The following is a 26,174-nucleotide window of genomic DNA, read 5'->3' on the forward strand; positions in this document are numbered from 1 at the left end:
CTGTTCAAAATATTAACCCGACGTAAATGATCAATCTATTTGCGCAGCAGACGCAGACCATTGGCGACAACAAGTAGACTCGCCCCCATGTCGGCGAATACTGCCATCCACATGGTGGCATGCCCCATAATCGTCAACCCGAGAAAGACCGCCTTGATCCCTAGCGCCAGGCTTATGTTCTGCCTGAGAATTGCCGAAGTGGTGCGGGATAGTTGTACGAAAAGAGCCACTTTACGCAGGTCGTCATCCATCAGCGCCACATCGGCGGTCTCGATGGCGGTATCCGTACCGGCTGCCCCCATGGCGAATCCGACATCGGCACGCGCCAGGGCCGGCGCATCATTGATGCCGTCTCCCACCATCCCGACGGTACCGCCATTCCCCTGAAACGTCTCAATGATTTTCAGTTTGTCTTCCGGCAACAGGCCGGCCCGTACTTCATCAATACCCACTTTACGGGCGATGGATTCGGCAGTGTGCTGGTTATCACCCGAGAGCATCATGGTGCGTACACCAAGTCGGTGCAGTTCAGCGATGGCGTCACGACTGGACTCCTTGATCGTGTCCGCGACACCGAACAGAGCCAGCGGTTTTTCTACACTGGCCAATAGAACTACACTTTTCCCCTGGCGTTCCAAGTCGGCAATCCGGGCAGACAAACGGGGCTCATTGAAGCCATTTTCCGTCATCAAGCGGGGATTCCCCAGGAAATACATCCGTTCCCCGACACGCCCAATGACACCCCGGCCCGCCAGGGCAGAAAATTCCGTCACTTCCCGTGACATGATGCCGTCAGCTTCGGCGGCCACAGCAATGGCGTTGGAAACCGGATGATCGGAACGATTGGCCAGGCTTGCAGCAAAACAACGTACTTCTTGTGGATCAGTTCCGTCCAACGGCTCAAAGTCGGTCTGCGCCGGCTTGCCGTGAGTGATGGTGCCAGTCTTGTCCAGCGCCAACCAGGCAAGCTTGCGCCCTTCCTCCAGATAGACTCCACCCTTGATCAGGATGCCGTGTCGTGCCGCAGCAGCAAGGCCGCTGACAATAGTTACCGGTGTCGAAATCACCAGGGCACAGGGGCAGGCAATGACCAACAGTACCAATGATTTATAAATCCACTCAAACCACACCCCACCAAAGGCCAGCGGAGGAATAACCGCCACCGCCAACGCCACCGCAAATACCACCGGAGTATAAACCCGGGCAAACTGGTCGACGAACCGCTGGGTCGGGGCACGGCTTCCCTGTGCAGCCTCGACGGCATGGATGATCCGGGTAAGCGTCGAATCCTTGGCGCCCGCCGTAACTTTGAACTGGAACGAGCCGGCCTGGTTGATGGTGCCGGCAAAGACCGGTTCACCCGGTCCCTTCTCCACCGGCAGGCTTTCACCGGTGATTGGTGCCTGATCAACCGTTGAGTTTCCATCAATCACAACCCCATCCAGGGCAATCCGCTCACCTGGCCTGACGCGCACGATGCTGTCCAACACAACATTTGCAGCTGGGACCTCGCTCCAGGTGCCGTCGGCAAGCTGTACTGTTGCACTTTCCGGGGTCATGGCCATCAGACCTCTGATAGCGTTGCGGGCTCGGTCAAGAGACTTGATTTCGATCAGTTCTGCCAAAGCGAACAGGAACATGACCATGGCTGCCTCTGGCCACTGACCAATGCACAATGCGCCGGTCACCGCAATGGACATGAGGGCATTCATATTCAGGTTGCGGTTGCGTAGCGCAATCCACCCCTTTTTGTAGGTCTCCAGGCCACCGGTCAAAATGGCGGCAAGAACCAGGAGGAGTGTCAGCCAGTGATGGCCGCTACTCAGCATCTCGATGATTTCGGCACCAACAGCGGCAGCACCCGAAACAATCAATGGCCACCAATTGGTCTTTTCAACTTCGGGCAATTCGTCAGGCTTATCCACTGTCCCGACCTGCATGCCGATTGCTTTCAGGGCAACTATCACCGAATCCAGTGATGGCAGGGTGTGGGAAATGATCAGGTTCCGCTGTAAGAGGTTAAATTCGAGTCCCGTCACGCCGGGGAATCCCTTCAATTTATTGCGGATCAGCGCTTCTTCGGTCGGGCAGTCCATGTTTTCGATGTGCAATTGCTCCTGGCGACCTACCTGAGCAATGGGTTGTATCGGTTGTTCGGCACTCTCTGCCTCAAGCGCCTCTTCATCACCCTCGACAATAATGGAATAACCTGCAGTCTCGATATACTCTCGAATCGAAGCAGATGTGGTTTTTGCCGGGTCAAAAAGCACTACTGCCTTACGGTCAGCAAGCAATGTTGTTACCTTGGTGACACCGGCAATTCTTTTTACGACTCCCTCAAAATGCCCAGCGCAGTTGGGACAATCCATTCCAACAATATTTAGTTCAAGAGTTGCATGTGGAGGGGTCATCAAGTGTCCTCATTTTTCAAGCAAGAAATCGATTATTTTATCAGGAAAAACTTGCCTCAATATCCCAATCTTTTCGTTACTGTAGCCACAAGCAGCGATACGCCCAATGCCAGCATCAGGATAATGGACGAAACCAGTACGCTGTTAAGAAGTGCCGGGTTGATGAGGAGGATGACACCGAGGCCGAGCATCATGAAGCCGGATATGAGCTTCAGTACTCTTCCCTGCCATTCGGTGAGCTGCCGTCTGCCGAGCGTGTATGTGAACCCGAGGACGATAATCAACATCGGGATGACATAGACGATGTTGTACAGAACGAGATAAAGGTAATATGTTGTTGTCGACAGGTTGTTCAAAGTAAGTATTCTGGTAAAGACCATGGGAAATCCGGCGGTGCAGAGCAGCTCGTAAAAATTGGCTGCGACTGCCAGAACTATAGCACCGATCATGGTCGATAATAGCGATGTGGAACGGAGCAGCTTTCGCATCCGATCAAACAGTCTCAGCTTGGCGCTGTCAGGGATGGTCAGGGAAACCCACTGTTTGAACAGGAAAAAATCCTTGATATTGATCCCGGCAATAACCAGCGAAACAACGCCGGCAATGGTGGTAATGACCGCAACCTGCCCCATGACGAGGAACAGGTTCAGCCAGGCGGCCATGAACAGAAAATAGATAAACCCCGAAAAAAACACGAAAATACCGCCAATCAGCAGCATTTTTTTGCGCGATTGGGCATGAACAAGCAGGCCGAGAAGCGTGAGGAGAACGAAGAAAGCGCAGGGGTTGAAGCTGTCCATGGCGGCAATGATCAGGGTCAGCACGGGCAAGGGGGAGTTGCGGCTGTCCAGTTCTCCCAGGAACGGAATGCTGACAGAGATTTCAGTTTCTTTAATCTTATCATCAGTGGCCGTGGTTACTACGTTGAACGGTCGAGCCTTGTCAGTCAGCTCCGGATTGCCGGTTTTGCCGCGCGCATCCCCCGGATCGCCGCACGGCACTAAACTGCATTTCTCGATGGTTTTTACCATCGAAAGTCTTATCTTTTCCGTGAATCCAGAAAACATCTTATCACCAACAAACGTGACCGGAACCCCGGAAGATTTCACTCCGTGAGCCTGCAGCATTGCCGACATCAACCCGGCATTCTTCTTGTTATGCCAGACCTCATAGTCCCAAATCTCCAGGTAAGGATGCACACGTCTCAACTCATCAAGAAACTGGCGCTCCTCTTCACAATGGGGGCACCCATTCCCCCAGAAAAAATAGATAATGACTTTTTTGCTTGCCTGATTCTGCTGGCTTGCAGCGTCTATGGCTGTTCGCTGAGTATTTTTCGTTGTTTCCTGTGCACTCTGCTGCAAAAATAGCTGCTGAAGTGATCCTTCGGGCACTGGCAGGGGGGAAATACCGTTCGGGGAAATACAGGCGCCGCTGCTTGAATACTGCGACTGTACAGCATCTGATGCGCATTTCGATTCGGACGACGCATGCTCTGACGCAAGCGTTATCTCTCCGCTGAGAAGAATGACGAAAATCACTAGCGCCTTTATGATGCGATTAAAGTGACTGGCACATGAGCTATTCATACCATGAATATTCAGTTCAATAGTTGCATGTGGTGGCGTCATCGACAGTCCTTTTCATCGTCAACAATCTGAGCAAAGCTTATTATCTGTTACAAAGCAGCAAGCACCCGCCGCATCTTTTCTGCGACCTTCTTCGCAAACTCAACCATCTCCGGGTTACCAATCAGGGAAAGCGCCGCAACCGGGTCCATGATCATAACTGCTGTCTTGTAATCATCTCTGGTATAGATCACGACGTTGCATGGGAGAAGCGTCCCAAGATCAACTTCCCGAGTCAGTGCTTCATAGGCCAGGGGCGGGTTGCAAGCGCCGAGAATGATATACTCACGGAATTCCTTCTGAAGTTTTTCGGCAAATTTTCTCCTGACATCAATTTCGGTGAGCACTCCGAAACCTTCCTTTGCCAATTCCTCACGCACCTTCTGTTCAGCTTCGCCGTACGGCATGTCCACTGTTTTTCCAAATGCATATGCTGTATTCAAGTCCATTTGTAATCCCCTTTCCTCATTATGTAAGCCTGCTTCAACTCGTCCACGCATTACACCCCAGGGAAGCTAGCCAGAGGGGACCATACGGCCCCCTCCGAAAATTACTACCCACCGTAGCTGTGAAGCCCTGAAAGAAGCAGATTCACCCCGAGATAACAGAATATGGTCGCGGCAAAGCCGATGATCGAAAGCCAGGCAGCTCTCCGTCCGGCCCAGCCTCGGGTAATGCGGGCATGGAGGAAGGCCGCGTAGATGAACCAGACAATCAGCGACCAGGTTTCTTTCGGGTCCCAACTCCAGTAAGTTCCCCAGGCGTAGTTTGCCCAGGCGGCGCCGGTGACGATCCCCAGAGTCAGTAAAGGGAAGCCGATCATGATCGACTTGTAGTTCAGGTCGTCAAGCACCCGGCTCGGCGGAAACGTGGCGACAATGCTCTGTTCGTTGGCTTGTGCGACTTTGTCATGCTTTTCGCGAATCAGATACATGATGGAGATACCGCAGGCAACGGCAAAGGCTGCGTATCCCAGGAAGCAAGTAATGACATGATACAGAAGCCAATTACTCTGCAATGCCGGCACCAGCGGTTCGATTCCGCTTTTCATCCCCAGCTGCGCCCAGGCCATTCCTAACAGGGCAAAGGGCATGACAAAAGCGCCGATGACCCGATATCTGTACTTCAGGTCGAGTATTCCGTAAATGAGAACGATCGTCCAGGAAAAGAAGACAACTGACTCATACAGGTTGGAAAGCGGGGCATGGCCGATGCCGAGTGTATAGGATTCTTTCCAGCGCAGGCCGATGGCGATTGTTTGCAGAAGCAGGCCGCCAAAGGCAATGTAGCTTCCTGCAGCGCCGAAGAACAGCTTGGTACGATTGACTATGGCGGCAAAGAACGCCAGCATGGACGCGAGATACAACAATGTAGTTATGTTGAACAGGAGTGAACTGGTCATTGGTTATCCTCCAAGGGGAGCTGTTTTTTGAGCTTTGTCACCAGTTGCTCCATGAAAAGGTGAAACCCTCCCTGGTTCTTGCTGCTATTACCCCCGACAGTCACAGTTCCATTCTGGACGCGCACCCAGACACGGCGATGCGACATGAAGAAAGCGATGTAGATTCCCACCATCATCAGGGTACAGCCGAGCCAGACGGTCCAAACGCCAGGGTCCTTTGCCACCTGCAGCCCGGTGTACATGAACTCTTCTCCCCCGCTGTACTGCACAAGCTTGCCGCCGGTATACGAGAGGTTCATCCGGTTCATGGCGGCATTGTTCCCATAAATGACGAACGTCTTATTACCGCCGTTTGCCATATGCACTTCAACCTGTGCCGCAGGGCCGGTTACTCCGGGCTGAAAGGGGGAGACATCCTGAGTTGTTTCCTGGAGGCAGATGCCGCTGCCGTCGGGGAGTTTTGCAGAACCGCCGCTTTGAATGCGGAGGGGCTGCGGGTTTTTTCCATCAGGATCGCTGATGATAAACTCGTGCTCTCCAAGTTTTCCATAGCTGGATTGGTAGAAGGTGATTCCTTTGTAGGACAGAGGGTCATTGACGATGACCGGCACCCGGTCGAACCCCGCTACCGGCTTGCCGTTTTCCAGCACAGTCAGAATACTCTTGAACTCTTTGGGCGCGCCGTTAGGATAATGGGCAACACTGAACTTTTCACAGCGCACCGCAAAACCGAGATCAATTTCTTTGTTTGAACGGGACATAACCTTGCCGACACTCTCCCCTTCAACAATGTTGACAAACCCCTTATAGCCGAAAAGAGATCCGATGATTGCTCCGATAAATATGACGAGCACGCTCAAGTGAACTGCATACACGGCAAGTCGTGACCAAGGCGCCTTCTGAGCGAACAGATGAAAAGCTCCGCCCTCTTCGGTGATCACCGGATCGGCAAATTCCGTCTTCATAACAGCGGCGACCCGATCTCTAATTGTTGAAGAATCCCCCCTTGTCTCGATGATCGTGAGGTTTGACAAGGTTTTTTCAAGGCTGTCGCCCATGACCATTACCGGCTGAGTGATCGTTTTCCAGATACCGGGGAGCCGCTTGATTGAGCAGGCAATCAGGTTTATTGACAGCAGGGAAAGCAGCAGAATAAACCACCATGAGTGGTACATATCGAAAAAACCGAGAACATTGTAGAGCTTCAGTTTGGTCTGACTGATGGACTGAAGATATTCCGGAGGTGGCGATCCTTGTGGGATGATCGTCCCGATGATTGAGATGATTGCCAGGGTGATGAGAGTAAACATGGTAAGTTTAAGTGAGCAGAAGAAATCCCAGATGGGTCGGATTCCTGATTGTTCATTAGTTGTCACGATTATGCTCCTTGGCTGGAAATTCTTGTCAGAGTGGTGCAAACAGGTTGCACACATAACGCGTCGAGATACCCGCACTATCCTGATAGATTCGGGTAATAATCAACCATGCTGTGCTGTTTCAGTATGGGGTCAGAAGTTTACGTTCAGGAGCAATTCTGGGGAGGGACAAAAATGGGGAAATAAACTTGGGGCACCACAAATAAAGGCTCTGTCGGCGAAATAATGGCCGCAAGCGGTGAAGAATGAAAATTCACCCTTTCCGGCAGCGAGGCAACGATTGAACAACAAGAACAGACCGAATCACACATTCTGTTTTCATGGTTATCACTGCAGGGGCAATGATCATCCGAACTCTGCACAGTTTCGCATGTAGTTTGCCGATTGTCAGATAGAGTGCCATGAGGGAATGCTTGCGCAAAGGACTGCATGGCGATCAAAATGCAAAAGCAGAGCATGGATAAGCATCTCAGATATTTCGGAATGTTTGGTGATTTCATTACGACAATACCTTTATTTTCTGAAACTCGGCGCGGGGCTACTTTTCCTGAAATTGAGCTCAGCCGGAATTCTAACAAATGATTTGGTTACCACTTCTGTTTTACCGCCGCCTCTTTGCCAGATGGCGCTCCACAAATCAGCGGTAGTTTTGACCAGTTCCGGATACAATGTTTTTTTGCTGGATTTTTTCAGGTCATATAGATTGTCAAGTAGTGCGTCCAGGGATTGCCCTTTATAGCCGTTGTAGCTCACCACATGATTTCCGTTTTTCCAACTGGTAAGCGCTTCTTTTAAATTCTTTTTCAGCCCATCACCCGTCACATCACTGTTATTGGGGCGCAGGGCAATTTCAAAGATATTATTTACACTTCCACCAAGTTGACTGGCGAGTTCAGGACCATCCTTGATTGAGATCGCTTCAAGGCGGCCCTTGAAGTCTTTAAGGCCAATTACCTTCCTACGCCAATAATCATCTCTAACATTGACGTCGGCCGCCTTGTTCAACGTTTCAAGGTGAGGCTCCAGAGCCTGAACCATTTCCGGCGGCAGTAGAGAAACGACGTCTTCAATGAAATTGGTAATTAATTTAGGATTCGAGTTTTCGTGAACAATCACCCCATTTACCATTTTCTCTTCAAGGGCTAATGCACTGCTATTTGCAGCCACTATAAACAGCATGATCAGCACAGCATACAGGTTACATCGCCTCATTTGGCACCTCTTCAGGGTAAAATGTCGAATTATTTTCCGAGTTCATTTATTTCACCATTGACTTCAAGAGTAATGATACGACCGGCGGGTGTCACGACATTACCATCAATGACTTTGCCGGAGACCACTCTGATGTTGAGCTTGGTATTTTCACTGCCATTCCAGTGATATTTGTCACCAGGTATTTTGAGATTGCTATTCCCAACCTTCACTCCTTGGACTCCTACTATTTTGACAATCTGTTCGTAGAACAACACGTTCTTTATCGACTGCAAGAACTCCTTGTCGAAGACCCTGTCTGCCTGTCCTGTTTTGGCTTTATCCACCTCTGCATACAAATTGGCAACAATGACAAATAAAAATGAGATGACTGCCATAAGCGGTACAAAGTATTTTACTGTGGCCAGCGTAATATTGGTTTTAGGTGCTATCATTATATTGTCCTATGGCTGGTGAGCCTTTTTAGGTCATGCTCAGGACCGATAACCTAGGAATTCATGATCTCTTAAAGTTCCTTGCCATTCAGGGTCAGTCTGAAGGATCTGATTCCCTCTTTGAAGTTTGTCAAGCTGTAACTACCGGGCTGTCTCTTCCCCGGTTTTGTGCTGTATACCGGCTCTACAACCAGATGGTTTACATTCCCTTCGGCCAGAGTTATTTCCCTTGCAACAGCGATATCGTCATCGGGAAGGGCAATAACAATTTTGTGAGTGCCTGACTTCATGCGAAAAATATTACTGAATCGATATCTGATCCCATCGCCAGCCTCCGGGTCCGTCAGTTTCAATGTATCGATGTTTTCATTTTGCAGGTTACCGCGCAACAGCAACGCTTGACCGTCGATATTTAACAGCAACTTGTAATCCGGCGTTCCATGAATGTCCTTCGCGGAAAAGATGCCCGGTTTGTGGGTCTTTAGCGTGGCAGTGATGCGCAAATCTGCAAATCCTTGGGGCGCAGTCACACCGTTCGTCAGTTCCTCAAAGATATCGGTACGTAAACTGGTACTGTTCGCCTTGATCAAGGCGGAACTTTCGGCGCAACCGCTTAATAGCGAAATCGCTAAAACTAAGAGGCATAACTTCTTCATAACGCAGATCCTTTCATCATAAAGTTGTCATTCGCTTCAGGAATGTCCATGTTATATGGCATCTTTACCCCGTTCATTCGTCCTGATCTTCACTACGTCATCAATTGTTGATATGAATATCTTCCCATCACCCGTATTGCCGGTGTGGGCATATTTCTGGATCACATTAACAACTTCATCGACCATTTCGTCATCCACGACGACCTCCAGTTTGACACGAGGGATGAAGTCCACCATTTCGTAGAGAATTTTGTCTTTCGCGTTTTTTGCTTTACCCTTGCCGAATCCCTTGATTTCCGAAACCGTCACACCGGGCATCCCATCAATGGCGTGAAGTTCCTCGGCAATATCCCGTAATTTTGCTGGCCGAATGATTGCTTTTATCTCTTTCATCGCATTCTCCTTTCGAAGTTATTTAAACCCTACATTTCCTCTTCGGTTTTACGCTTTTCAAACCATCCATACACCGCCGGGATGATCAGCAGGGTCAGCAAGGTCGAGGTGATCAGGCCACCTACTACAACCGTTGCCAGCGGCTTCTGGATCTCCGAACCGGTACCAGTGGCCAGAAGCATAGGCATAAGGCTGAAGATGGCGATGGATGCGGTCATCAGCACCGGTCGCAGACGATCAATGGCCCCTTTTCTGATGGCCTCACCCAGTTCCAGCCCCTCATCCCTGAGCTGCGATATGCGCGATACCATTACCAGTCCATTCAGCACTGCCACCCCGAAGAGGACGATAAAGCCGACCGACGCCGGGACCGAGAGATACTGGCCGGAGAGGAACAGGGAGAAAATCCCGCCGATCAGGGCGAACGGCAGGTTGGAAATAACCAGCAGCGCCAGGCGCATGGAGCGGAAGGTGACGTAGAGCAGCAGCAGGATCAGGCCGATGGCCACCGGGCCGATGATCATCAGTTTCTTCATGGCCCGCTGCTGGTTCTCGAACTGACCGCCCCAGGTCAGGTAGTAGCCGGCCGGCAGTTTGACCTGCTCCTTGATCTTTGCTTTCGCCTCGGCCACAAAGCTGCCCATGTCCCGGCCGGTGACGTTCATCTCGATGCCGATCCTGCGAACGCCGTCCTGACGGCTGATCTGTACCGGGCCTTGCACCATCTTCACCTCCGCCAATTGTTCCAACGGAATGTTCATCCCGGCTTTGGTGGTGATCAGCAGATTCTTGATGGTCTCCAGCGAGTTCCGTTTTTCCTCCGGCAGCCGGACGGTTATGTCAAAGCCCCGGTTTACCTCATAGAAGGTGGAAGCAGCCTTGCCGGCCACCGCTATTTCGATCACATTCTGCACGTCGCTGATGTTAAGGCCATAGCGGGCGATTTTTGCCCGGTCGATGGTGACGGTCAGGTACGGCTGGCCCGAGACTTTTTCCGTGTTCAGGTCCGTCCCTCCCCGGACGGTGGAGAGAACCTTGGCGATTTCGGCCGATTTATCATTCAAGACACCGAGATCTTCGCCAAACAGCTTGAGAATCAACTGGGCACGAGTGCCGGCCACCAGTTCGTCGATGCGGCACTGGATCGGCTGGCTGAAGCCGAAGCTGATTCCCGGGATGGTTTCCAGCGCCTCGCGCATCTCGTTGGTCAGTGTTTCCTTGGAAATATCCCGTTTCCATTCACTCTTCGGCTTGAACACCCCCACATAGCCGGTCTTGTCCACGCCACGGGTATCCAGGGCGACGCCGGTCTGGCCGATGCGGCCGACGACCACATCCAGCTCGTCAAACTTCTTCAGCTTGGCGGCAGCCTGCTGATTGACCTCCAGTGACTTGGCCAGGGAGACACCGGGCAGCATGATAATATCCATGTCAAAGGAGCCTTCGTCCATGATCGGGATAAACTCCGAACCCAGCCTGGTCACCAGGAACAGCGAGACCACCAGCAATCCGCCGGCAATGCCGATGACGACTTTTTTCTTGTCCAGTGCATACTCCAGCATCGGCAGATACTGGCTCTTGGCATAGGCCATGATCCTGCTGTCTTTTTCCTCCTCCGGCTTGAGAAACAGGCTGCAGAGCACCGGGATGATAAAGATCGAGAGCAGCAGGGAGGAAAGCAGGGCAATGGCCACGGTAATGGCCAGCGGGCCGAACATCTTCCCTTCGATCCCCTCCAGGGTCAGGATCGGGATGAAGGTCAGGGCGATGATCAGTTCGCCGAAGATGCTCGGCTTTCTGACCTCCATGACCGCCTTGAGCACCGTGGTGAGCTTGGGGTGAAGGTGCCCTTCTTCGCTCAGATGGCGCTGCACGTTCTCCACCTGGATGATGGTAGTGTCGATGATCATGCCGATGGAGATGGCCAGACCGCCAAGGGACATCAGGTTGGCGGTGATGCCGGCCAGTTTCATGACGATGAATGTTGCCAGCAGCGACAGCGGCAGCGCCAGCAGCACGACGATGCTTCCCCGGATGCTGTTCAGCAGCAGGTAGAGGACGATCAACACGAGGATGGAACCCTCGATGAGCGCCTTGTTAACCGTGCCGACACTGGCCTTGACGATGTCGCTGCGGTCGTAATAGGGGACCATCTTGACCCCGTCCGGCAGCATGTTGCTCTCGTTGATCTCCTTGACCTTGGCCGCCACCCGGGCAACCACGTCGCGGCTGTTTTCGCCCCGCAGCATCATGACGATGCCGCCGACTGTCTCGTCGGCGCCGTTCTTGATGGCAGCACCCATGCGGACCGCTTCTCCGACCTTGACCTGCGCCACATCCCGCAGGTAAGTAGGAGTTCCCCCCTGCGATTTGAGGACGATGTTTTCGATGTCGCTAATGCTCTGGATCAGGCCGACTCCACGCACGATGTACTGGTCCGTGCCCCGTTCCAGGACATTGCCTCCGACGTTGCTGTTGTTGCTGCCGATGGCGGTATAAACGTCATCAACTGTGACGCCGTATTTCACCAGTTTCTCCGGTGATACCAACACCTGATACTGCTTGAAGTAGCCACCGAAGGAGTTGATTTCATTAACCCCGGCGACGCTCTTCAACTGGGGGGTAATGACCCATTCCTGCATGGTGCGCAGGTTGGTCAGGTACGCCCGTTTCTGTTCCGGGTCCTGGGGCGCTTTCCCTTCAAGGGTGTACTGGTAGATCTCCCCCATGGCGGTGCCGATGGGCCCCATGGCGACCTGAACACCTTTCGGCACCTTTTCCCGCGCCTCGGCCAGCCGCTCGAACACCAGTTGGCGGGCAAAGTAGATATCCACATTGTCCTTGAAGACAATCGTGACAATGGAGAGGCCGAACTTGGTCACCGAGCGCATCTGCTCGATGTTCGGCAGGCCGCGCATGGCCATTTCTATCGGATAAGTGACATTCCGTTCGATTTCGACCGCCGACAGGCCGTCGGCATGGCTGACCACTTCCACCTGGATGTTGGTTACATCCGGGAAGGCGTCAATGGGCAATTTGATGTACGAGTAGAAGCCGAAAGCAACGATCATCAGCGCGAAGAAGATGACCATTCCTCTCTGCTTCAAGGTATAGGCAATGAGTTTTTCCAGCATGATTGGTTATCTCCTCAGTGTTCGTCGCCCTCTAGTTCTTCCTTCTTCAGTTCCGACTTCAGAGTGAACGCCCCCTTGACGGCATAGCGTTCCCCTTCCTTGAGGCCGGAAACCACCTCCACCATGCCGCCCACAGTCCGTCCCAAACCCACGGCCCTCGGTTCGAACTCGGTCTCCTTCTCGGCGACAAAGATCAGCTTCTTGCCGTCCAGCTCCTGTACGGCTTCTTCCGGCACCGACAGCACCGGCGGCGTGTCGGCGGCAATCGCCAGTTCGACGGTAGCGAACATCTCCGGTTTCAGCTTGCGGCCCGGATTGGGCACTTCGACCCGTGCCTTGACCGTGCGGGTAGCCTCGTCAACCAGGTCGGCAAGATAGGTTATCCGACCGCGAAACTTCTGATCGGGAAAGGCGCCGACGATGACGGTTGTCGTCTGTCCCCGGCGGACCTTGGCCAGGTCCTTTTCGTGGATATCCACCAGCACCCAGACCGATGACAGGTCCGCCACGGTATAGAGGCTCTTGGACGGGTCGGCAAGCTCGCCGACGATGGCATGTTTCTCCGTGATGATGCCACTAATGGGAGAGCGGACCGGCAGGAGCGGTTTCTTGTGATGATCGTCTTTCAGGTCTGCCACAGAGACGCCAAACAATGAGAGCCGCTCCTCGTCGGTATGCAGTTCGGTCTGGGTGGTCTTGTAGTCGGTTTCGGCCTGGAGGATCTCCTTGCGGGCCGCAATTTTCTTCTCCACCAGGGCCTTGATCCGATCCATGTTGGACTGGGCCAGGGTGAACTTCGTCTTTGATTGATGGTAGCGGTTGAGCGCTTCACCCAGCTCGACACTGTCAATGGTCACCAGCACCTGGCCGGCAGCCACGCTGTCCCCCAGGGAGGACTTGACGCTGACAATCTTGCCGGAAATGCGCGGCGAGACATGGGCAATTTTGTCGGCATTGGCCTCCACCTTGCCGGTGGCGCTGATGACGCCGGCCAGGCGCTGTTTCTTGGCCGGAGCAACGACCACACCGCTCTGCTTCTGCACCTCGGCGGACATCTTGACGACTTTCTCCTCGCCGTGTTCGTCGTGTCCTTCATGCCCTTCCTTCTTTTCCTTCCCTTCGTCGTGACCACCTTTTTCGTCCTTATGGCCGGCTTCATTATGTTCGGCTTTTTCTCCGCCCCCGGTTGTGGAATGGGTCAGCCGGTAGGCAACGCCGCCCCCCAGGGCCAAGGCCAGGATGAGTCCGATGATGATAGCTTTCTTGTTCACTGCACACCTCCGTTGATGTCTGTCGCCACTGCTGATTCGAGTTTTACGAGTGCCAGCTGCCGGGCATGGAGCGCCGTCAGATACCCTTCGCTGACCTCGAAGAATTTTTTCTGTTCCTGGATGACCGAGAGTATGCCGACTTCGCCAAGACGGTAGGCCTCCTGGGTCAGCTTCAGGTTTTCCTCAAGCTGGGGAATGATGTTTGACTTATAGAGCGACAGCACCTTCTCGGCATTCAGAACACTGGTGTAGGCGGTTTCTACGTCCCGTTCCACATTCCTGGTTACGGCAGTCAAACGGCTTTCGGTGCTGCTCCGCTTGGCCCGGGCTTCCTGAACGCCGGCCTGATTCTTATCGAACAGCGGGATTGGCATCGACAGCTTCAAACCAATTATATAGTCTGTATCTTTGTATTCCGCGCTGCCGACCTCAATGGCCGTCGTGTCACGCTTGATAGCAAATCCAGCGGTGAGGTTTGGGATGGATTCGGCCTGGGCAAGGATAATATCTGATTCGCCCCTGTTTTTCTCCGCCTCCAGAGCCTTGAGGTCAGGGCGTTTCCCGTGGGCAAGCTGTTTCAGTTCGGGAAGGTTTTTAGTCATGGAGGTTGCAGATTCCAGAGACCCGACAATCGCTGGATATTCGCCCACTGAAAGTCCCATGAGCGTCCCGAGTTTAGCCTGGTTCTGGTTCAGTGCTCTTTCAACATCAATTTTGGCACCTTCGCCCCGTGCCAGCTCCACCTTGACCAGGTTCATTTCCAGTTCAGGAATATCTCCAGCCGCCAAGCGTTCTTTCGTCACATCAAGGAGCTGACGATTGAGCGCAATGGCGCGATCTGTCAGGACGATTCGCTGCTCAGCCAGAATGACGTCATAAAAAGCGGTCTTTACTTCGTCTCGCAGAGCTCTCTCGCGATCTGCCAACTGCCAACGGTACATCTCCAATTCCTGTTCGGCGATGGTGAGCCGTTTTTCACGCTTTCCAGCCAGGAAGAACTCTTGTGACACCCCAAGAGACAAGCTGTTTTCCGCGCTGCTGCCGGTCAAAGCGCCTGTGCCTGCTTCAAAATCAAGGGTTGGATTAGGTAAAAGTCCCGCCCTGATTTTACCGGCATCACGGATACCTTTTTCTTCGCGAAATGATTTGAGATCACCGTTATTTTGTAACGAAACCTCGATTACCTGTGGCAGTGCCAGCTTTTGTGTCTCTGCGAATACCGGTGCAGACGTAAGAAAACAGATGATGCCGGGTACAAGGAGCCGCGCTCCTTTTGCCAATACAGTTGTTCCCAAGGGAGAAACCTCCTTTTATTCAGTTTTGGTTTGACAATTCGAATGGATTACGGACGTACCACGACGGGAAACGTAGAAACATTTATCCTTAGATAGGACAAACTACTCCCGTCGTGATGTTTAGGCTTGTATTTGCGGGGGGATAAACTTGGAAAGATAGACTTCGGGCAAATGCTTGAAAGGGTCAGAGGTGTGTAGTGGTAGATTTAATGGATTGTAACTGATTTGTAGGGTTTCGTTGGTTAGTGGCGCATGACAAGTGCAGTTAACGCATGTGTCGCAACCATCGTAATCTTTATGTTGTTCGAGAGGGGCACAGGGGCACTGGTGAGATGCGGAAACTTCTGAAAGATATGATTGATCGTTTGCTGATGTCACGTGACTCTGCATGGCATGAGCACTTTCGTGCACGCCATTGATCGTCATGGTCAGTATGACCAAAAGCATAAGCCGAGAAATAAATTTTAAGGAGGATAGTTTTCGCATAGTTATATTGAATTAAACAATAATCAATTAGCACAAGCATTGTCAAGAAACAAAAATGGGAATAGACCCCCCCAAATTTTAACATATACGAAATCTATCCGTCTTAAGCTGAAAAGGAAAAAATGGCCCACCCGCTCGAAGGAGGGAGAACGGGTGGGCGAATCACATAATAACGATTACGGAAATGTCTTGACTCTCACAAAGAGATTCCTAGAAGAAGTAAAACGACGCCAGACGTGCTACCTTGGCGGTACCGGTGCCGGATGTGCCGGGCGTATTATTGCCATACTGGGGGTTCAGATTCTGATACTCCGCCCCCCCGAATTCGCGCTCGTATTTAATGAAGAAGCAAAATGGCGCCCCTGCCGATGGAGTAGCAAGGGCGCCAATAAAAGTAGTGTAGTGCAATCAAAAAACGATCTGAGCCTGCACTCGGTACTGCATGTCGTCTGAGCGGGCCGGCTGCTTGTGGATGTTGGTCACATCAGCCTGAAGCTTCAGGTTGTGTTTGTTGAAGTAGTAGGAAATCGCCCCTGAAGTTTCGGTCCGAAGATCATTGGCGCTGTCACGGTTGGGGTCAACGTAGGAATAGCGGGTTGCAACCTCCAACTGCTTCGGAATGATGAAGTAGCCGGCCTGGGCATAGAAGCCGTGGGCGCGGAGTGTGTTATTGGATGTTTGCCCATCGGCTTGACCCACAAAGTATTCGCCTTGGGCAGAAAAGCCCATCCATTTGAAAGCGGCATCGATGCCGAAGGTATTGATGTCCACTTTTTCCGTAGCGCCGAAACTGGAGCCTTTAAGCCAGCCTCTGGAGCCGGCAAGGGTCAGATTGTTGGTCTCGAATGCTGTGGCGCTGGTTTTTATAAGGGTGTCCATAAAGTAGTTGGCGCCGATCGAAACAAGCGGCTTTTCGCTGTGCTCGAGGTCCGCCTCGGCATAAGGCATGTCGCCCAAAGGATTGAAGACAACCCTGGCTGCAAGGGAGTTGCTGTTCGTAGTGCGCAGGGTGTTCTGCCCGACACCGCCGTAAACCCCCAGGTTGTAGTTCAGCAGACCATTGGCAACTTTGCCGTGGAGCATGAGGCCGGTGTCGCGCCCCACCTTGAAGGTGTCGGTTGCGTTGGCGCGGTCAACGAACTGCTGAGCCGCTGCGGAAGTGATCTCCTGCCGGGCGAACGGGGTCTTCGCCTGTCCGAACCGGATCTGGGCCTCGTCCACCAATTTGTAGTTCAAATACGCGTCCTCAAGAAGCTTGGCAGAATCGGTGAACTCCACCTGGAGTTTATATGTCAGATCCTTTGTGTAGGCGTAGCCGTTAGTGAAGAGCTTCATTCGGCGCACCCGGAATTCAGAGGTGTCCTGTCCGGTTTCGTTGTCGGTAAAGGTATACCTGCTCTGGAGGTAAGCACCCAGGGAGAGCTGGAACTTCTCGTCCGGAGAGGTAAAGGTAAATCCTTTGCCGAGCTTGTAATCCAGTGGTCTGCTCTTGGTTACCGCCTTGTAATCTTCCTCGGTTATGACTCCCTTTTCCTTGAGGACATCCTCAAGGGTCTTCGCAAATGCGCTCTGGCCGGCAAGTACGGTGGCCAGGACAACTGCTGCTGCCATTTTCATTTTCAAATTTTTCTCCTCCTTGTTGTGGTGTTGTAGGCCGGCTGCGATAAACGCTTCCACCGCCAATGGTAGACATACAATATTGCATCAATGTTACACTTGAGTAAAAGGTATGTGTTATCGCTCTTATTGTCATGATTGGATAAACAGCAAAAAGCTGGCGCACCTCCCAATATTGAAGGTGCACCACAATTATTACATTACCCGTTTCTATTCCTAAAAGAAGTAAAATGCCGCAAACCGTGCAACATTGGCGCTACCGGTACCGGATGTACCTGCCGAATTATTGCCATACTGAGTATTCAGGTTCTGATACTCCGCCGCTACCCTGATAGCAGCGTTCAGATCATAGGCGACATTTACATAAAGCTCCGAACTGGATTTCTGGAAATTGGGATTGTTGCTGTAGCTGGCATAGTTGTAGGCATTTCTCTTGCCGTATCCGGCGGTGATCCCCAGATTCTGGGTCGGGTAGAAGATCGCCTGCCCGGCCAAGCCGTAGCCCTTGGCTGCGGATTCATTGCCGGCCGCTCCCACTGTAGTTGCCGCGGTTGCGGCGTTGAAAGCCATGTTGGCCGCCATGTAAGCCTGCCCTTCAAGCGACAGGGTCATGGCCCTATTCTTTCCGTCTTTGGACTTCAACACCGGAACGAAAGTATAAAAGCCATAGCCGTATGAATCCACGGTCCGGCCGCCGGCTGCGACCTTTTCATTGCCGTACAGGCCGAAAAGTCCGGCAGTCAGCGAATTCATGGACATGCCGAAGTAACCCGGTGCCACGCCCAACGCCTTGCTGGTAAACATGACCTGTCCAGCCGTGTTGACCATGTTGCCGACTGTAGTACCGGCCGCGTTATTGTTGTTGCCGTTCTGATTCGGGTCCTGGACTCCAAGCACCAGTTTCAAGGAATTGTCGGCGTTCAGATTTACCTTCTGCGTAAGCCGGACCTGGGGGACGCGGGGATTGTTCGGGGTACCGAACGGCGAGCCGGAACGGAAGTCTATGGTGGAGGCAATCATCGGCCCGAAAATGTCGTATGCCTGGCCAAACAGCACCTGCGTATTTGCCCAGTCCATGGAGCCCCATGCCTGGCGCATCCTCAACTGCGGGCTTTCGGCAGCGGCAGATGGGTCTCCGTAAAAATCAGCTTCGATGAGCGCAGTGGTCTTGGCCCCAAGTAGGGGCGGACCGGCTACCTTAAGCCAAAAGCGGGACTGACGGGCGGTGAGGATCGACTGGTCTTGCTGGCCTGCGGCTGAAGAACTCTTGGGGATTGCCCCGCTTCCAGGCGCAAGTGCTCCGCTGGGCCCCAGGTTGACGGAGTTGTAAGCATAATCGAGTTTTACGAATCCGCCGATGGAGAGATTGAATTTGCTAGTTACGGGAGAGGCCATTTTGCCGTAGATGCCGGGGGCAACCTCGCAGGCCGGCTCAAAGTCACAGTTGTATGACGGCGCAGTGGCTTGCGGCACCTCTTGGGCCATGGCGGCAGGGATTCCCATTGTGAAACCTAGAGCAATTAATCCTAAAACCTTTTTTTTCATGCCTTCCTCCTTTGATTGGATAGTTCAACTGCTAGCAACGTAATTCAAAAATCCAATTAGCTCTTTCTTCCTCCTTTCAATTAGCATCCGCACTACATTTAATGGGTAGAAAGACCCGCAGAAACAGGTCTGTTGTAGGAAAAATTGGGGGATCAAAGCCCCCCATATGAAGGAGGCACATTTAGTGCCTGTGCTGCCCTAGTTAATTTTTTGCGCATCTGCAACTTATTCGAAGCCAACCACATCGGTAACTCTGGCTCCCTGGCCACCCTTACTGACGCCATATGCCCCGTCGGGACCGACAAAACCAAGTATCACCAACCTGCCAACAACTTCACCGGGAGCAAACCCGAGCATGGGCACGAATTTGCCGCCGCGAAAGATTTTCATTTCCTGTCCGATAGTTATCCCGGCCTCTTTGCCTGCGTTGATATAAACTCTTTCACCGTCTATAGCGACTATCCTGCCGTACCAGGGGACAAGCGCTATGACTTCCTTCATCTTGCCCGTTACACTGACCAGGACTGAAGCAACAGCCGCATCCCTGGTAGCCTGATCGGCGGCATTGTACGCCGAAATGATTGTGTCAACCTCGCGGAGCACGCCGCCACCCATGCCGTCATGGATTTCAACCATGAATTTCTTGCCGGGCGCAATTTGATCGGGTGCCATGATAAACAGCACCAGATTGCTGCTGAGGTCCTGATATAGGCTCTTGGACAATGCAAGACGCTCCGCTTGACTGGTAATCGGACCGAAGTTGGCAATGCTTCCCTGATCAGGCTCAAGCAATATTCCAGCTGAGACACTTTTCAGCTTTTCTCGAAACGGTAGTAAAAGCCCGTTCTGTCCGACTTCAAGCGTTGCGATTCTGTTTTTGATGGTGGGGAAATTTGCCGCTGCGTGTGGAGCCTTACTGTTAATCTGATGAGCAGGCGCGTTATCCGTCACCTCTTGCTTTACCGCTTCATACCCCTTTTTCAGCAGTTCACCGCCACGGGGCACCCCTGTCTCAACATAACTCCTGGGAACCCAGATTGTGGCCGGGGCATCCTTTGACATGGTGAATGCGGGGTTTTCTATCTCTACATAACCGTCTGGCGGAAGAGTACCGGCCTTGTTGCCGGCACAGGCAGTGAGTAGAAAAAGAAACAGCAAAACAACTGAGATTCTGTAATTGCGCACATCGTGCTCCTTTAACTGTAATGACTGTAAATCCCTGCCAGTATTTCATCGGAGAGGAGCCAGTGGCTCCTCTCCGATGATTGCATGTCGTCTTTTGCATGGACTACAGCTGGTAGCATGATCCGGGTTCGATTTTTAAGTCTCTTGCTACAGACTTGATTTTTTCTTTGATGGTTCTTATTTCACCTTCAAGCTCATCAACCCGTCTCATATTGAAACCTTCATAACCATACTCATGGCGCTGCTCCAATTCCTTGGCAGAGAGCTGGTCTCTCAAAGTTACGGTATTTTGTCGAAACAGCTTTACAGTTTCCGCGTTGACCGGCACACAGGGGTTGAGAAGTGCATCCCCAGCATAAGCTACACCACCTAATGCCACTGATACTGCGACCACAAACGCTATTACTAACCGGTTTTCCATGGTTTTTCTCCTTTTGTCTTTGATTATGAATACACCACTGCCAGCCACAAAATGGATATAGCCAATCCCATCAATACGAAGAAGAAATGGAATTAAACGCACTCCGCAGGAGATGTGGGTAAGCCAAAAATAACTGGCATTCCACACAGCAAGATGCTGAGTTTAATACAAGAGACTAAGCGGTAAATTTGGGACGAATTGTGGTACTACGATTTCAGGCGAGTGAGGGTGGGTGGAAAATTGGCGTTATGAAGGGGTCAGGGATATACGTTGGGGTGAATGTGAAAAAAGGAACGTCTTGCAGGGGAGTAACTAGTAGGGCAATCGGTGAAGGAATATCGGCAACCATGCAGGTGAAAATCGGGCAAAAAGAGCTGTCACAGGGAGTAGGACACTGCTGCCCTTCATCCTCAGGACATTGCTCTCCGTCCTTCTGTTTGCCGTCATCGCAGGAACATTTTTCGCTCTTTACGGCCTGAGCGGCCTGAGCAATGCTTCCGAGGCCGGTAACCATGGAAACCACAGCAAGTAAAACTATTAGTGAAATAATCCTATGAATTCTTGACCTCATAGACGCAAATATATCTTTTTAAAATTGATTGTCAACCATTGTTTTAATAAAGTTTGAAAAAGCGAGTATCATATTAAATGCCTTGTAAAATCCCAACACGATAGTCGCGAACGCTATCCGAAAATCTGCTTTCAGAAATGATTGGCTGTCATTAGCTGCTATGCCAACATTTACACCGCCGCCAACACCCGTCGCATCTTCTCTGCGACCTGTTTGGCAACCTCTGTTATCTCAGGGTTACCGATTACGGAAAGTGCAGCAACCGGGTCCATGACCATGACCGCAGTCTTCCCGTCGTCCCTGGTATAAATCACGACGTTGCAGGGAAGCAGCGTCCCGAGATTTATTTCCCGGCTCAGGGCCTCATAGGCAAGGGGCGGGTTGCAAGCGCCAAGAATGATATATTCACGGAATTCCTTCTGAAGTTTCTCGGCAAATTTTTTCCTGACATCGATTTCGGTGAGCACTCCGAAACCTTCCTTCGCCAATTCCTCACGCACCTTCTGTTCAGCTTCGGCATATGACAGTTCCACGGTTTTTCCAAAGGCATACGGTGTTTTCAGGTTCATTTACTATCCCCTTTCCTCATTGGTGTACTTCTTATTAAGGTCCTCTACGTTTGTCATGCTCGATTGTTCCCATATCAGATCGTCCCCTTACGATACCAAAGAGATGCCACCATTCCATAGATGCAGTTAAGGCCTACTACGACAAGCGGTGTGACTATCCCGAAGCCAAGCCCGAGCATCCCTTTGCCCATCTCCGGCAATACCATGAAGAGCATCATGGACGAGGGGAGCAGGCTGAAAAGACAGCCTCGCAGGACGACCTTTTTCTTGAGCAACGGCAAAAGGAGCAACAGCATCCAGATCCCGCCCCAAACCATCCGTTGACAGAGCCAGGGGGCTGAAAATTCGGGCTTCATGCTCAAACCGATCAGGTCACTGATGCCAACCTTGCCCATGAACCAGATATTGAAGCTGTCGACAAAACTGCCAATTGCGCCACCCGTGAAAGCGGCGCTGATCTTTCGTATCATGCAGTAACCCTTTGTGATGCAATATGGTTGAGTCCCTCCCGGAGCAGGTTTTCCACGGGGCTGTCGTCCAGTGAGTAGTAAACGATACGGCCGGCTTTACGGTACCTGACTACCCGCAGTGAACGGAGCAGCCGCAACTGGTGGGAGATTGCCGACTTGGTGGCTCCCAGAAGGCTGGCGATGTCACAGACACAGAGCTCTTCGATAGACAGAGCTTGCAGAATCTTCACTCGGGTGGGGTCGCCAAGGAGCCGAAATATCTCGGCCAGACGAGCAATCATTGCATCCGATGGCATGGCATTGGCAACAATGGCAACCTTGGCTTCGTCAATCAGGTTTATGGAACAGACTGCACATTCCGGCATTTATTATACCCTCAATAGTTGAACAATCATTCAATCATTCTCGATAGATCCTTGTCAAGCATGATTGACAGACAAACCATCTTTATTCTATATTTGAGCAATCATCGAAACGGAAGGCATCCATGAAGGAAAAAACCACTCCACTACGCGCCGATACCTGTACAATTCCCTGTTTCAACGAGGATCTGGTAAGGCAGGTAAAATCATTACTTCCCAACGAGCACGACATCCGCCGGGTTGCAACACTGCACGGTGCGCTCTCCGATCCGACGCGGCTCAAGATTCTTCTCGCGCTGGTGCAGGGTGAGTTGTGTGTCTGCGATATTGCTCACGTGGTTGGTCTCTCCATTTCGGCTACGTCACATCAGCTGCGTCAGTTGCGCAACCTGAACCTGATCACTTACCGCGCCGATGGCCGGATGGCCTACTATTCACTGCTTGAGGGAACACAGGCAATTGTATGGATCGAACAGTCGCTGGACGCAAATCGCCAGCAGCGAGCACTGCTGCCGTGAGTAAAGAAGGTCTTCCTCAATCCAGACTAGAGTTTGTCGAATCGATCATAGAGAAGATTGGCAAAGGGATGGCTCTACCTCAGTGCCGCACCTGCGGCTGCATGCTGGAGGCACTGAAGTCAGCCGAGCGGGCGTTCAACAATGCTGCCGAACCAGACATTTCCACCTATGTTGATACGGTGCGCCGTCACCTGCAGCAGATGGAAGAAATCGCGTACGATTGCCTCGGTTGCGAAACCTGCTGGGGCGCAGAGGCAACCGTACTGATTGGGGACATTTTCGGGGATGAACCGGCACCATGCGGGTATGGCTGCTCTTGCAATTCCAAACCCGTTCATGATTCATTATCTGAGAACCTTAACGTTTTACCAGTCTGGCCAGCAGTGCCGGGTGACTACCTGGTCGGGAACCGGTCCGGCTCCGTTGCTGTCTGCACCATGGCAAGCCACGAACTGCCAGCACTTCTTTTCACAGAGCAGCATCCCGCACTTGCCATAGTTGGCAAGTGCGATACCGAGAACATCGGCATCGAGAAACTCATCAAGAATATTACCAGCAATCCGGCCATTCGCTGGCTGGTGTTGTGTGGCGTGGATTCACGCGGCCACTGTGCCGGAGATGCCCTGCGCAACCTCAAAAAGCACGGGGTTGATGCCTTGTTGCGTATCCAGAACGCCTCTTCATGGAGACCGTTCCTCAAGAACCTGACCCTCACGGAGATTGCCCGATTTCGAGCCCAGGTGGAGATCATGGATCTTATCGGGAACACTGACCTTGCAGCCATTATGGTTACCGTGCAGGAATGCGCCAGCGCACCAACCTCACCGCTGGAAAGCATGGGGCCGGACATTACGACTGATCAACCCGAAAGGATCGTCCCCAGAGCGCCACAAAGCCTGCAACTCGATCCCGCCGGTTTTTTCATCATTCTTCCAAACCGGGCAACAGGTGTCATAGTCTGCGAGCATTACGGGAACGACGGTCGCCTGGCACACATTATCGAGGGAAAAGAAGCGGCGCTTATCGCTGCCACGCTAGTAGAACGGGGGATGGTAACCCGCCTCGATCATGCCGCCTATCTGGGACGCGAGTTGACGAAGGCTGAAAGCACCATCAAAACCGGGACGCCATATGAGCAGGATGCCGCCCTGGGAGAACTTCCGGATACAACGGCTACCTGTAGCGATATCAAATGTTCGTGCCACTAAATTATGCATCAGAAAGGAATGAAGATGATCAGATTATTCTTTGTTGCCACCGCAATAATTGCGGTAGCATCCACTCCGGTATGGAGCGCCCAACAACCGCTGGCTGACAAGTCGTTGTCCGTCAACCAGCTGGCGGCAAAGCCCGATACCTTTGTGGGTAAGGTAGCGGTCGTTGGCCGAGTTGCCACCGCAACAAAAGGCAGGGGGTTCACCCTTATCGACAGTTCACAATGCTCCACCTGCGCCACGGACTGCCTGACCGACAAGACCACGAAGCAGATTCCGTTCATCTGGGGCGGTGCCGCACCCGTGGTAAAGGATGTCGTTCGAGTTGACGGCGCACTGGCGAAGACTGCCAAAGGCTATACATTCACGGCAGAACGGGTTACAAAACAGTGAAGCAGACATTTACTCTTCAACGCTGGTTGCCGTCCCTTGTCTTCGTCATCGTGCTGGCCACACATGCACTGTACCTTCGTCACCAGGCTGCGGTTCCTGCCGAGGGCTGGGCTGATGTAGGAGTCGGCAATGGTGATTGGTGGGGGTTTGGTCTCTATATTACGGAGCAGGACTATCTACTGGGTCTTTCCTATGCTCTTGGTGCGGCCTTCAGCGTCTGGGCGCTGAGTCAATATCTCAAGACACGGCAGGCTGCCATGGCCGCCGGGGCTGCCGGAAGCATCACCTTGGTAGGGGTTCTCATGGCAACGGGATGTTTCCTCATTGGTTGCTGCGGATCTCCCATGCTGGGAGTGTATCTGGGGCTCTTCGGGGCAAAGGCACTGGGAATCGGCAAGCCACTCATGGCAACCGTTACTGTACTTTCTGTGGGCTGGGGTTACTGGTACCTGCGTCGAAAGTTGGCAACGGCTTGTTGTGATACACGTTGCGTTTGCAATTCTGCTTCTGACAGCAAAATCGGGTGAAATGCTGCATAAAGTATGGAGTTGTCTTGCTCCCACATTCCCAATACCTGCTCTATCATCTCTTTTTGTTGCATCATGATTCCCTCTGTTTCAACGACAATCCCGGAACCAATTCCGGTTGACATACAATTCTAACATTGCTAAATATCTAACATATTTTAGACTCTTTCAAAGAAAGAGACTCCGCAAGCTTTTATGCTTCAGGACAAACTTCTTCGGATAGCCCGAGGAAGAATCGCCCCGGCAGGGATGAACTCTCCGGAAAGATCAGGCCGCAGTTGCCCCTTTTCGGATGAATTTCGGTACAGGCACTTATGCCTTCCGAACAGTCGTTTGGGTAAAGCGACTTAAATACAAAGTACAGGTGCGTCCTTTTTCGGACTCCGCCTGATAAATCAAATATTGATAAAGAATAACGACCCGTTCTGGCACTTGCCGGAGTGGGTTTTTTGTTACTCAAATTCCGCGACAAGCCTTATAAGCGGCGGATACTTTCACCACATCCCGACCGGGAGACACTTTGTTCTCTCCCTCCGGGACAGACCGTTGTCTCATTGCTTCGGGATAACCAACAAGGAGGCAGTATGGCAAGTTTGAACCGCGTGGAACTCATCGGCAACCTGGGTCGTGATCCTGAAATCAGGTACACACCAGGAGGCACCGCTGTCGCAAGTTTTTCACTCGCGACCAGTGAGAAGGTAAAGAACAAAAGTGGCGAATGGGAAGTCCGGACCGAGTGGCACAACATCGTCCTCTACGCACGTCTCGCAGAAGTAGCTGGCGAGTACCTGTCGAAAGGAAAGAGTGTCTACCTCGACGGCAAACTCAAGACCCGCAAATGGCAAGATCGGGACGGCAAGGATCGGTACACAACCGAGATCATCGGCGATAAGCTTCTTATGCTGGGCAGCAAGACTGGCAACATTCCCGACGGGAGTGATGAACAGCCAACAAGCCAGGCACACGAAGAAATACCACCCGATGACAACGATCCGTTCTAAGTAACCAGCAACCACAGCGCAACAGTCCTACGGGGAGACAATACCAAATCCCCAAAGGGATTGGTCTGTCTTCTCTGTCGGAC

General features: G+C 52.2%; 24 protein-coding genes. 5 read left to right on the forward strand and 19 right to left on the reverse strand.

Annotated elements, in window-relative coordinates; translation table 11 throughout:
- Nucleotides 1-35: 35 nt before the first annotated feature.
- The 19 genes from KI809_RS02105 to KI809_RS02195 form a co-directional block, all read right to left on the reverse strand.
- The gene (locus KI809_RS02105; RefSeq protein ID WP_214169855.1) at nucleotides 36-2,411 is read right to left on the reverse strand and encodes a heavy metal translocating P-type ATPase; all 2,376 of its coding nucleotides are present in this window, start codon (nucleotides 2,409-2,411) and stop codon (nucleotides 36-38) included.
- Between the two features lie 56 nt (nucleotides 2,412-2,467).
- Nucleotides 2,468-4,042, reverse strand: a complete 1,575-nt coding sequence (locus KI809_RS02110) for a hypothetical protein (RefSeq protein ID WP_214169856.1) — start codon at nucleotides 4,040-4,042, stop codon at nucleotides 2,468-2,470.
- 47 nt (nucleotides 4,043-4,089) lie between these two features.
- On the reverse strand, nucleotides 4,090-4,488 hold the full coding sequence (locus KI809_RS02115; protein ID WP_214169857.1) for a DUF302 domain-containing protein: 399 nt from the start codon (nucleotides 4,486-4,488) through the stop codon (nucleotides 4,090-4,092).
- A gap of 104 nt (nucleotides 4,489-4,592) precedes the next feature.
- Nucleotides 4,593-5,441, reverse strand: coding sequence for a c-type cytochrome biogenesis protein CcsB (ccsB, locus tag KI809_RS02120; protein WP_214169858.1), 849 nt, complete (start codon nucleotides 5,439-5,441; stop codon nucleotides 4,593-4,595).
- Nucleotides 5,438-6,817 (reverse strand): cytochrome c biogenesis protein ResB, encoded by a 1,380-nt coding sequence (resB, locus tag KI809_RS02125; RefSeq protein ID WP_214169859.1) that lies wholly within the window; start codon nucleotides 6,815-6,817, stop codon nucleotides 5,438-5,440. The genes ccsB and resB overlap by 4 nt, the downstream gene beginning before the upstream one ends.
- A gap of 513 nt (nucleotides 6,818-7,330) precedes the next feature.
- The gene (locus tag KI809_RS02130) at nucleotides 7,331-8,029 is read right to left on the reverse strand and encodes a hypothetical protein (RefSeq protein ID WP_214169860.1); all 699 of its coding nucleotides are present in this window, start codon (nucleotides 8,027-8,029) and stop codon (nucleotides 7,331-7,333) included.
- A gap of 29 nt (nucleotides 8,030-8,058) precedes the next feature.
- A complete protein-coding gene (locus KI809_RS02135) occupies nucleotides 8,059-8,463 on the reverse strand; it encodes a hypothetical protein (protein WP_214169861.1) in 405 nt (134 codons plus the stop codon).
- A 71-nt stretch (nucleotides 8,464-8,534) separates the two neighbouring features.
- Nucleotides 8,535-9,119 carry a hypothetical protein gene (locus tag KI809_RS02140; RefSeq protein WP_214169862.1) on the reverse strand — a complete coding sequence of 195 codons (585 nt, stop codon included), beginning with the start codon at nucleotides 9,117-9,119 and terminating at the stop codon, nucleotides 8,535-8,537.
- Nucleotides 9,120-9,170: 51 nt separating this feature from the next.
- A complete protein-coding gene (locus KI809_RS02145; RefSeq protein WP_214169863.1) occupies nucleotides 9,171-9,512 on the reverse strand; it encodes a P-II family nitrogen regulator in 342 nt (113 codons plus the stop codon).
- Between the two features lie 29 nt (nucleotides 9,513-9,541).
- Nucleotides 9,542-12,646, reverse strand: coding sequence for an efflux RND transporter permease subunit (locus KI809_RS02150; protein ID WP_214169864.1), 3,105 nt, complete (start codon nucleotides 12,644-12,646; stop codon nucleotides 9,542-9,544).
- 14 nt (nucleotides 12,647-12,660) lie between these two features.
- Nucleotides 12,661-13,917 (reverse strand): efflux RND transporter periplasmic adaptor subunit, encoded by a 1,257-nt coding sequence (locus KI809_RS02155; protein ID WP_214169865.1) that lies wholly within the window; start codon nucleotides 13,915-13,917, stop codon nucleotides 12,661-12,663.
- Nucleotides 13,914-15,212, reverse strand: a complete 1,299-nt coding sequence (locus KI809_RS02160; protein WP_214169866.1) for a TolC family protein — start codon at nucleotides 15,210-15,212, stop codon at nucleotides 13,914-13,916. Before KI809_RS02160 ends, KI809_RS02155 begins: the two co-directional genes overlap by 4 nt.
- A gap of 894 nt (nucleotides 15,213-16,106) precedes the next feature.
- Nucleotides 16,107-17,315, reverse strand: a complete 1,209-nt coding sequence (locus KI809_RS02165) for a porin (protein WP_214170481.1) — start codon at nucleotides 17,313-17,315, stop codon at nucleotides 16,107-16,109.
- A gap of 216 nt (nucleotides 17,316-17,531) precedes the next feature.
- The gene (locus tag KI809_RS02170) at nucleotides 17,532-18,860 is read right to left on the reverse strand and encodes a hypothetical protein (RefSeq protein ID WP_214169867.1); all 1,329 of its coding nucleotides are present in this window, start codon (nucleotides 18,858-18,860) and stop codon (nucleotides 17,532-17,534) included.
- Between the two features lie 225 nt (nucleotides 18,861-19,085).
- Nucleotides 19,086-20,045 carry a hypothetical protein gene (locus KI809_RS02175; RefSeq protein ID WP_214169868.1) on the reverse strand — a complete coding sequence of 320 codons (960 nt, stop codon included), beginning with the start codon at nucleotides 20,043-20,045 and terminating at the stop codon, nucleotides 19,086-19,088.
- A 103-nt stretch (nucleotides 20,046-20,148) separates the two neighbouring features.
- The gene (locus KI809_RS02180; protein WP_214169869.1) at nucleotides 20,149-20,466 is read right to left on the reverse strand and encodes a hypothetical protein; all 318 of its coding nucleotides are present in this window, start codon (nucleotides 20,464-20,466) and stop codon (nucleotides 20,149-20,151) included.
- A 741-nt stretch (nucleotides 20,467-21,207) separates the two neighbouring features.
- Entirely contained in the window at nucleotides 21,208-21,606 is a 399-nt protein-coding gene (locus tag KI809_RS02185) for a DUF302 domain-containing protein (protein ID WP_214169870.1), read from the reverse strand.
- Between the two features lie 74 nt (nucleotides 21,607-21,680).
- The gene (locus KI809_RS02190) at nucleotides 21,681-22,076 is read right to left on the reverse strand and encodes a hypothetical protein (protein WP_214169871.1); all 396 of its coding nucleotides are present in this window, start codon (nucleotides 22,074-22,076) and stop codon (nucleotides 21,681-21,683) included.
- Entirely contained in the window at nucleotides 22,073-22,441 is a 369-nt protein-coding gene (locus KI809_RS02195) for an ArsR/SmtB family transcription factor (RefSeq protein WP_214169872.1), read from the reverse strand. The genes KI809_RS02190 and KI809_RS02195 overlap by 4 nt, the downstream gene beginning before the upstream one ends.
- A 122-nt stretch (nucleotides 22,442-22,563) precedes the next feature.
- Here KI809_RS02195 and KI809_RS02200 point away from each other — a divergent pair, with 122 nt between their 5' ends.
- The 5 genes from KI809_RS02200 to KI809_RS02220 all read left to right on the forward strand — a co-directional run bounded on the left by KI809_RS02200 (nucleotide 22,564) and on the right by KI809_RS02220 (nucleotide 26,091).
- Nucleotides 22,564-22,956, forward strand: a complete 393-nt coding sequence (locus tag KI809_RS02200) for an ArsR/SmtB family transcription factor (RefSeq protein ID WP_214169873.1) — start codon at nucleotides 22,564-22,566, stop codon at nucleotides 22,954-22,956.
- Nucleotides 22,953-24,164, forward strand: a complete 1,212-nt coding sequence (locus KI809_RS02205; RefSeq protein ID WP_214169874.1) for a DUF4346 domain-containing protein — start codon at nucleotides 22,953-22,955, stop codon at nucleotides 24,162-24,164. Before KI809_RS02200 ends, KI809_RS02205 begins: the two co-directional genes overlap by 4 nt.
- Before the next feature lie 24 nt (nucleotides 24,165-24,188).
- On the forward strand, nucleotides 24,189-24,563 hold the full coding sequence (locus KI809_RS02210) for a hypothetical protein (protein ID WP_214169875.1): 375 nt from the start codon (nucleotides 24,189-24,191) through the stop codon (nucleotides 24,561-24,563).
- Nucleotides 24,560-25,090: a hypothetical protein gene (locus KI809_RS02215; RefSeq protein ID WP_214169876.1), complete on the forward strand. Its 531-nt coding sequence runs from the start codon at nucleotides 24,560-24,562 to the stop codon at nucleotides 25,088-25,090. Before KI809_RS02210 ends, KI809_RS02215 begins: the two co-directional genes overlap by 4 nt.
- Nucleotides 25,091-25,674: 584 nt before the next feature.
- Nucleotides 25,675-26,091, forward strand: coding sequence for a single-stranded DNA-binding protein (locus KI809_RS02220; protein ID WP_214169877.1), 417 nt, complete (start codon nucleotides 25,675-25,677; stop codon nucleotides 26,089-26,091).
- Nucleotides 26,092-26,174 lie beyond the last annotated feature (83 nt).

This window comes from Geoanaerobacter pelophilus (assembly GCF_018476885.1).
Lineage (GTDB): Bacteria > Desulfobacterota > Desulfuromonadia > Geobacterales > DSM-12255 > Geoanaerobacter > Geoanaerobacter pelophilus.

What these genes read in the sequence shown, in the direction of transcription:
- KI809_RS02105 (WP_214169855.1), bottom strand. Translation starts at nt 2,411, where the DNA reads ATGACCCCTCCACATGCAACTCTTGAACTAAATATTGTTGGAATGGAT.
- KI809_RS02110 (WP_214169856.1), bottom strand. Translation starts at nt 4,042, where the DNA reads ATGACGCCACCACATGCAACTATTGAACTGAATATTCATGGTATGAAT.
- KI809_RS02115 (WP_214169857.1), bottom strand. Translation starts at nt 4,488, where the DNA reads ATGGACTTGAATACAGCATATGCATTTGGAAAAACAGTGGACATGCCG.
- ccsB (WP_214169858.1), bottom strand. Translation starts at nt 5,441, where the DNA reads ATGACCAGTTCACTCCTGTTCAACATAACTACATTGTTGTATCTCGCG.
- KI809_RS02130 (WP_214169860.1), bottom strand. Translation starts at nt 8,029, where the DNA reads ATGAGGCGATGTAACCTGTATGCTGTGCTGATCATGCTGTTTATAGTG.
- KI809_RS02135 (WP_214169861.1), bottom strand. Translation starts at nt 8,463, where the DNA reads ATGATAGCACCTAAAACCAATATTACGCTGGCCACAGTAAAATACTTT.
- KI809_RS02140 (WP_214169862.1), bottom strand. Translation starts at nt 9,119, where the DNA reads ATGAAGAAGTTATGCCTCTTAGTTTTAGCGATTTCGCTATTAAGCGGT.
- KI809_RS02145 (WP_214169863.1), bottom strand. Translation starts at nt 9,512, where the DNA reads ATGAAAGAGATAAAAGCAATCATTCGGCCAGCAAAATTACGGGATATT.
- KI809_RS02150 (WP_214169864.1), bottom strand. Translation starts at nt 12,646, where the DNA reads ATGCTGGAAAAACTCATTGCCTATACCTTGAAGCAGAGAGGAATGGTC.
- KI809_RS02165 (WP_214170481.1), bottom strand. Translation starts at nt 17,315, where the DNA reads ATGAAAATGGCAGCAGCAGTTGTCCTGGCCACCGTACTTGCCGGCCAG.
- KI809_RS02170 (WP_214169867.1), bottom strand. Translation starts at nt 18,860, where the DNA reads ATGAAAAAAAAGGTTTTAGGATTAATTGCTCTAGGTTTCACAATGGGA.
- KI809_RS02180 (WP_214169869.1), bottom strand. Translation starts at nt 20,466, where the DNA reads ATGGAAAACCGGTTAGTAATAGCGTTTGTGGTCGCAGTATCAGTGGCA.
- KI809_RS02185 (WP_214169870.1), bottom strand. Translation starts at nt 21,606, where the DNA reads ATGAACCTGAAAACACCGTATGCCTTTGGAAAAACCGTGGAACTGTCA.
- KI809_RS02190 (WP_214169871.1), bottom strand. Translation starts at nt 22,076, where the DNA reads ATGATACGAAAGATCAGCGCCGCTTTCACGGGTGGCGCAATTGGCAGT.
- KI809_RS02195 (WP_214169872.1), bottom strand. Translation starts at nt 22,441, where the DNA reads ATGCCGGAATGTGCAGTCTGTTCCATAAACCTGATTGACGAAGCCAAG.
- KI809_RS02200 (WP_214169873.1), top strand. Translation starts at nt 22,564, where the DNA reads ATGAAGGAAAAAACCACTCCACTACGCGCCGATACCTGTACAATTCCC.
- KI809_RS02210 (WP_214169875.1), top strand. Translation starts at nt 24,189, where the DNA reads ATGATCAGATTATTCTTTGTTGCCACCGCAATAATTGCGGTAGCATCC.
- KI809_RS02220 (WP_214169877.1), top strand. Translation starts at nt 25,675, where the DNA reads ATGGCAAGTTTGAACCGCGTGGAACTCATCGGCAACCTGGGTCGTGAT.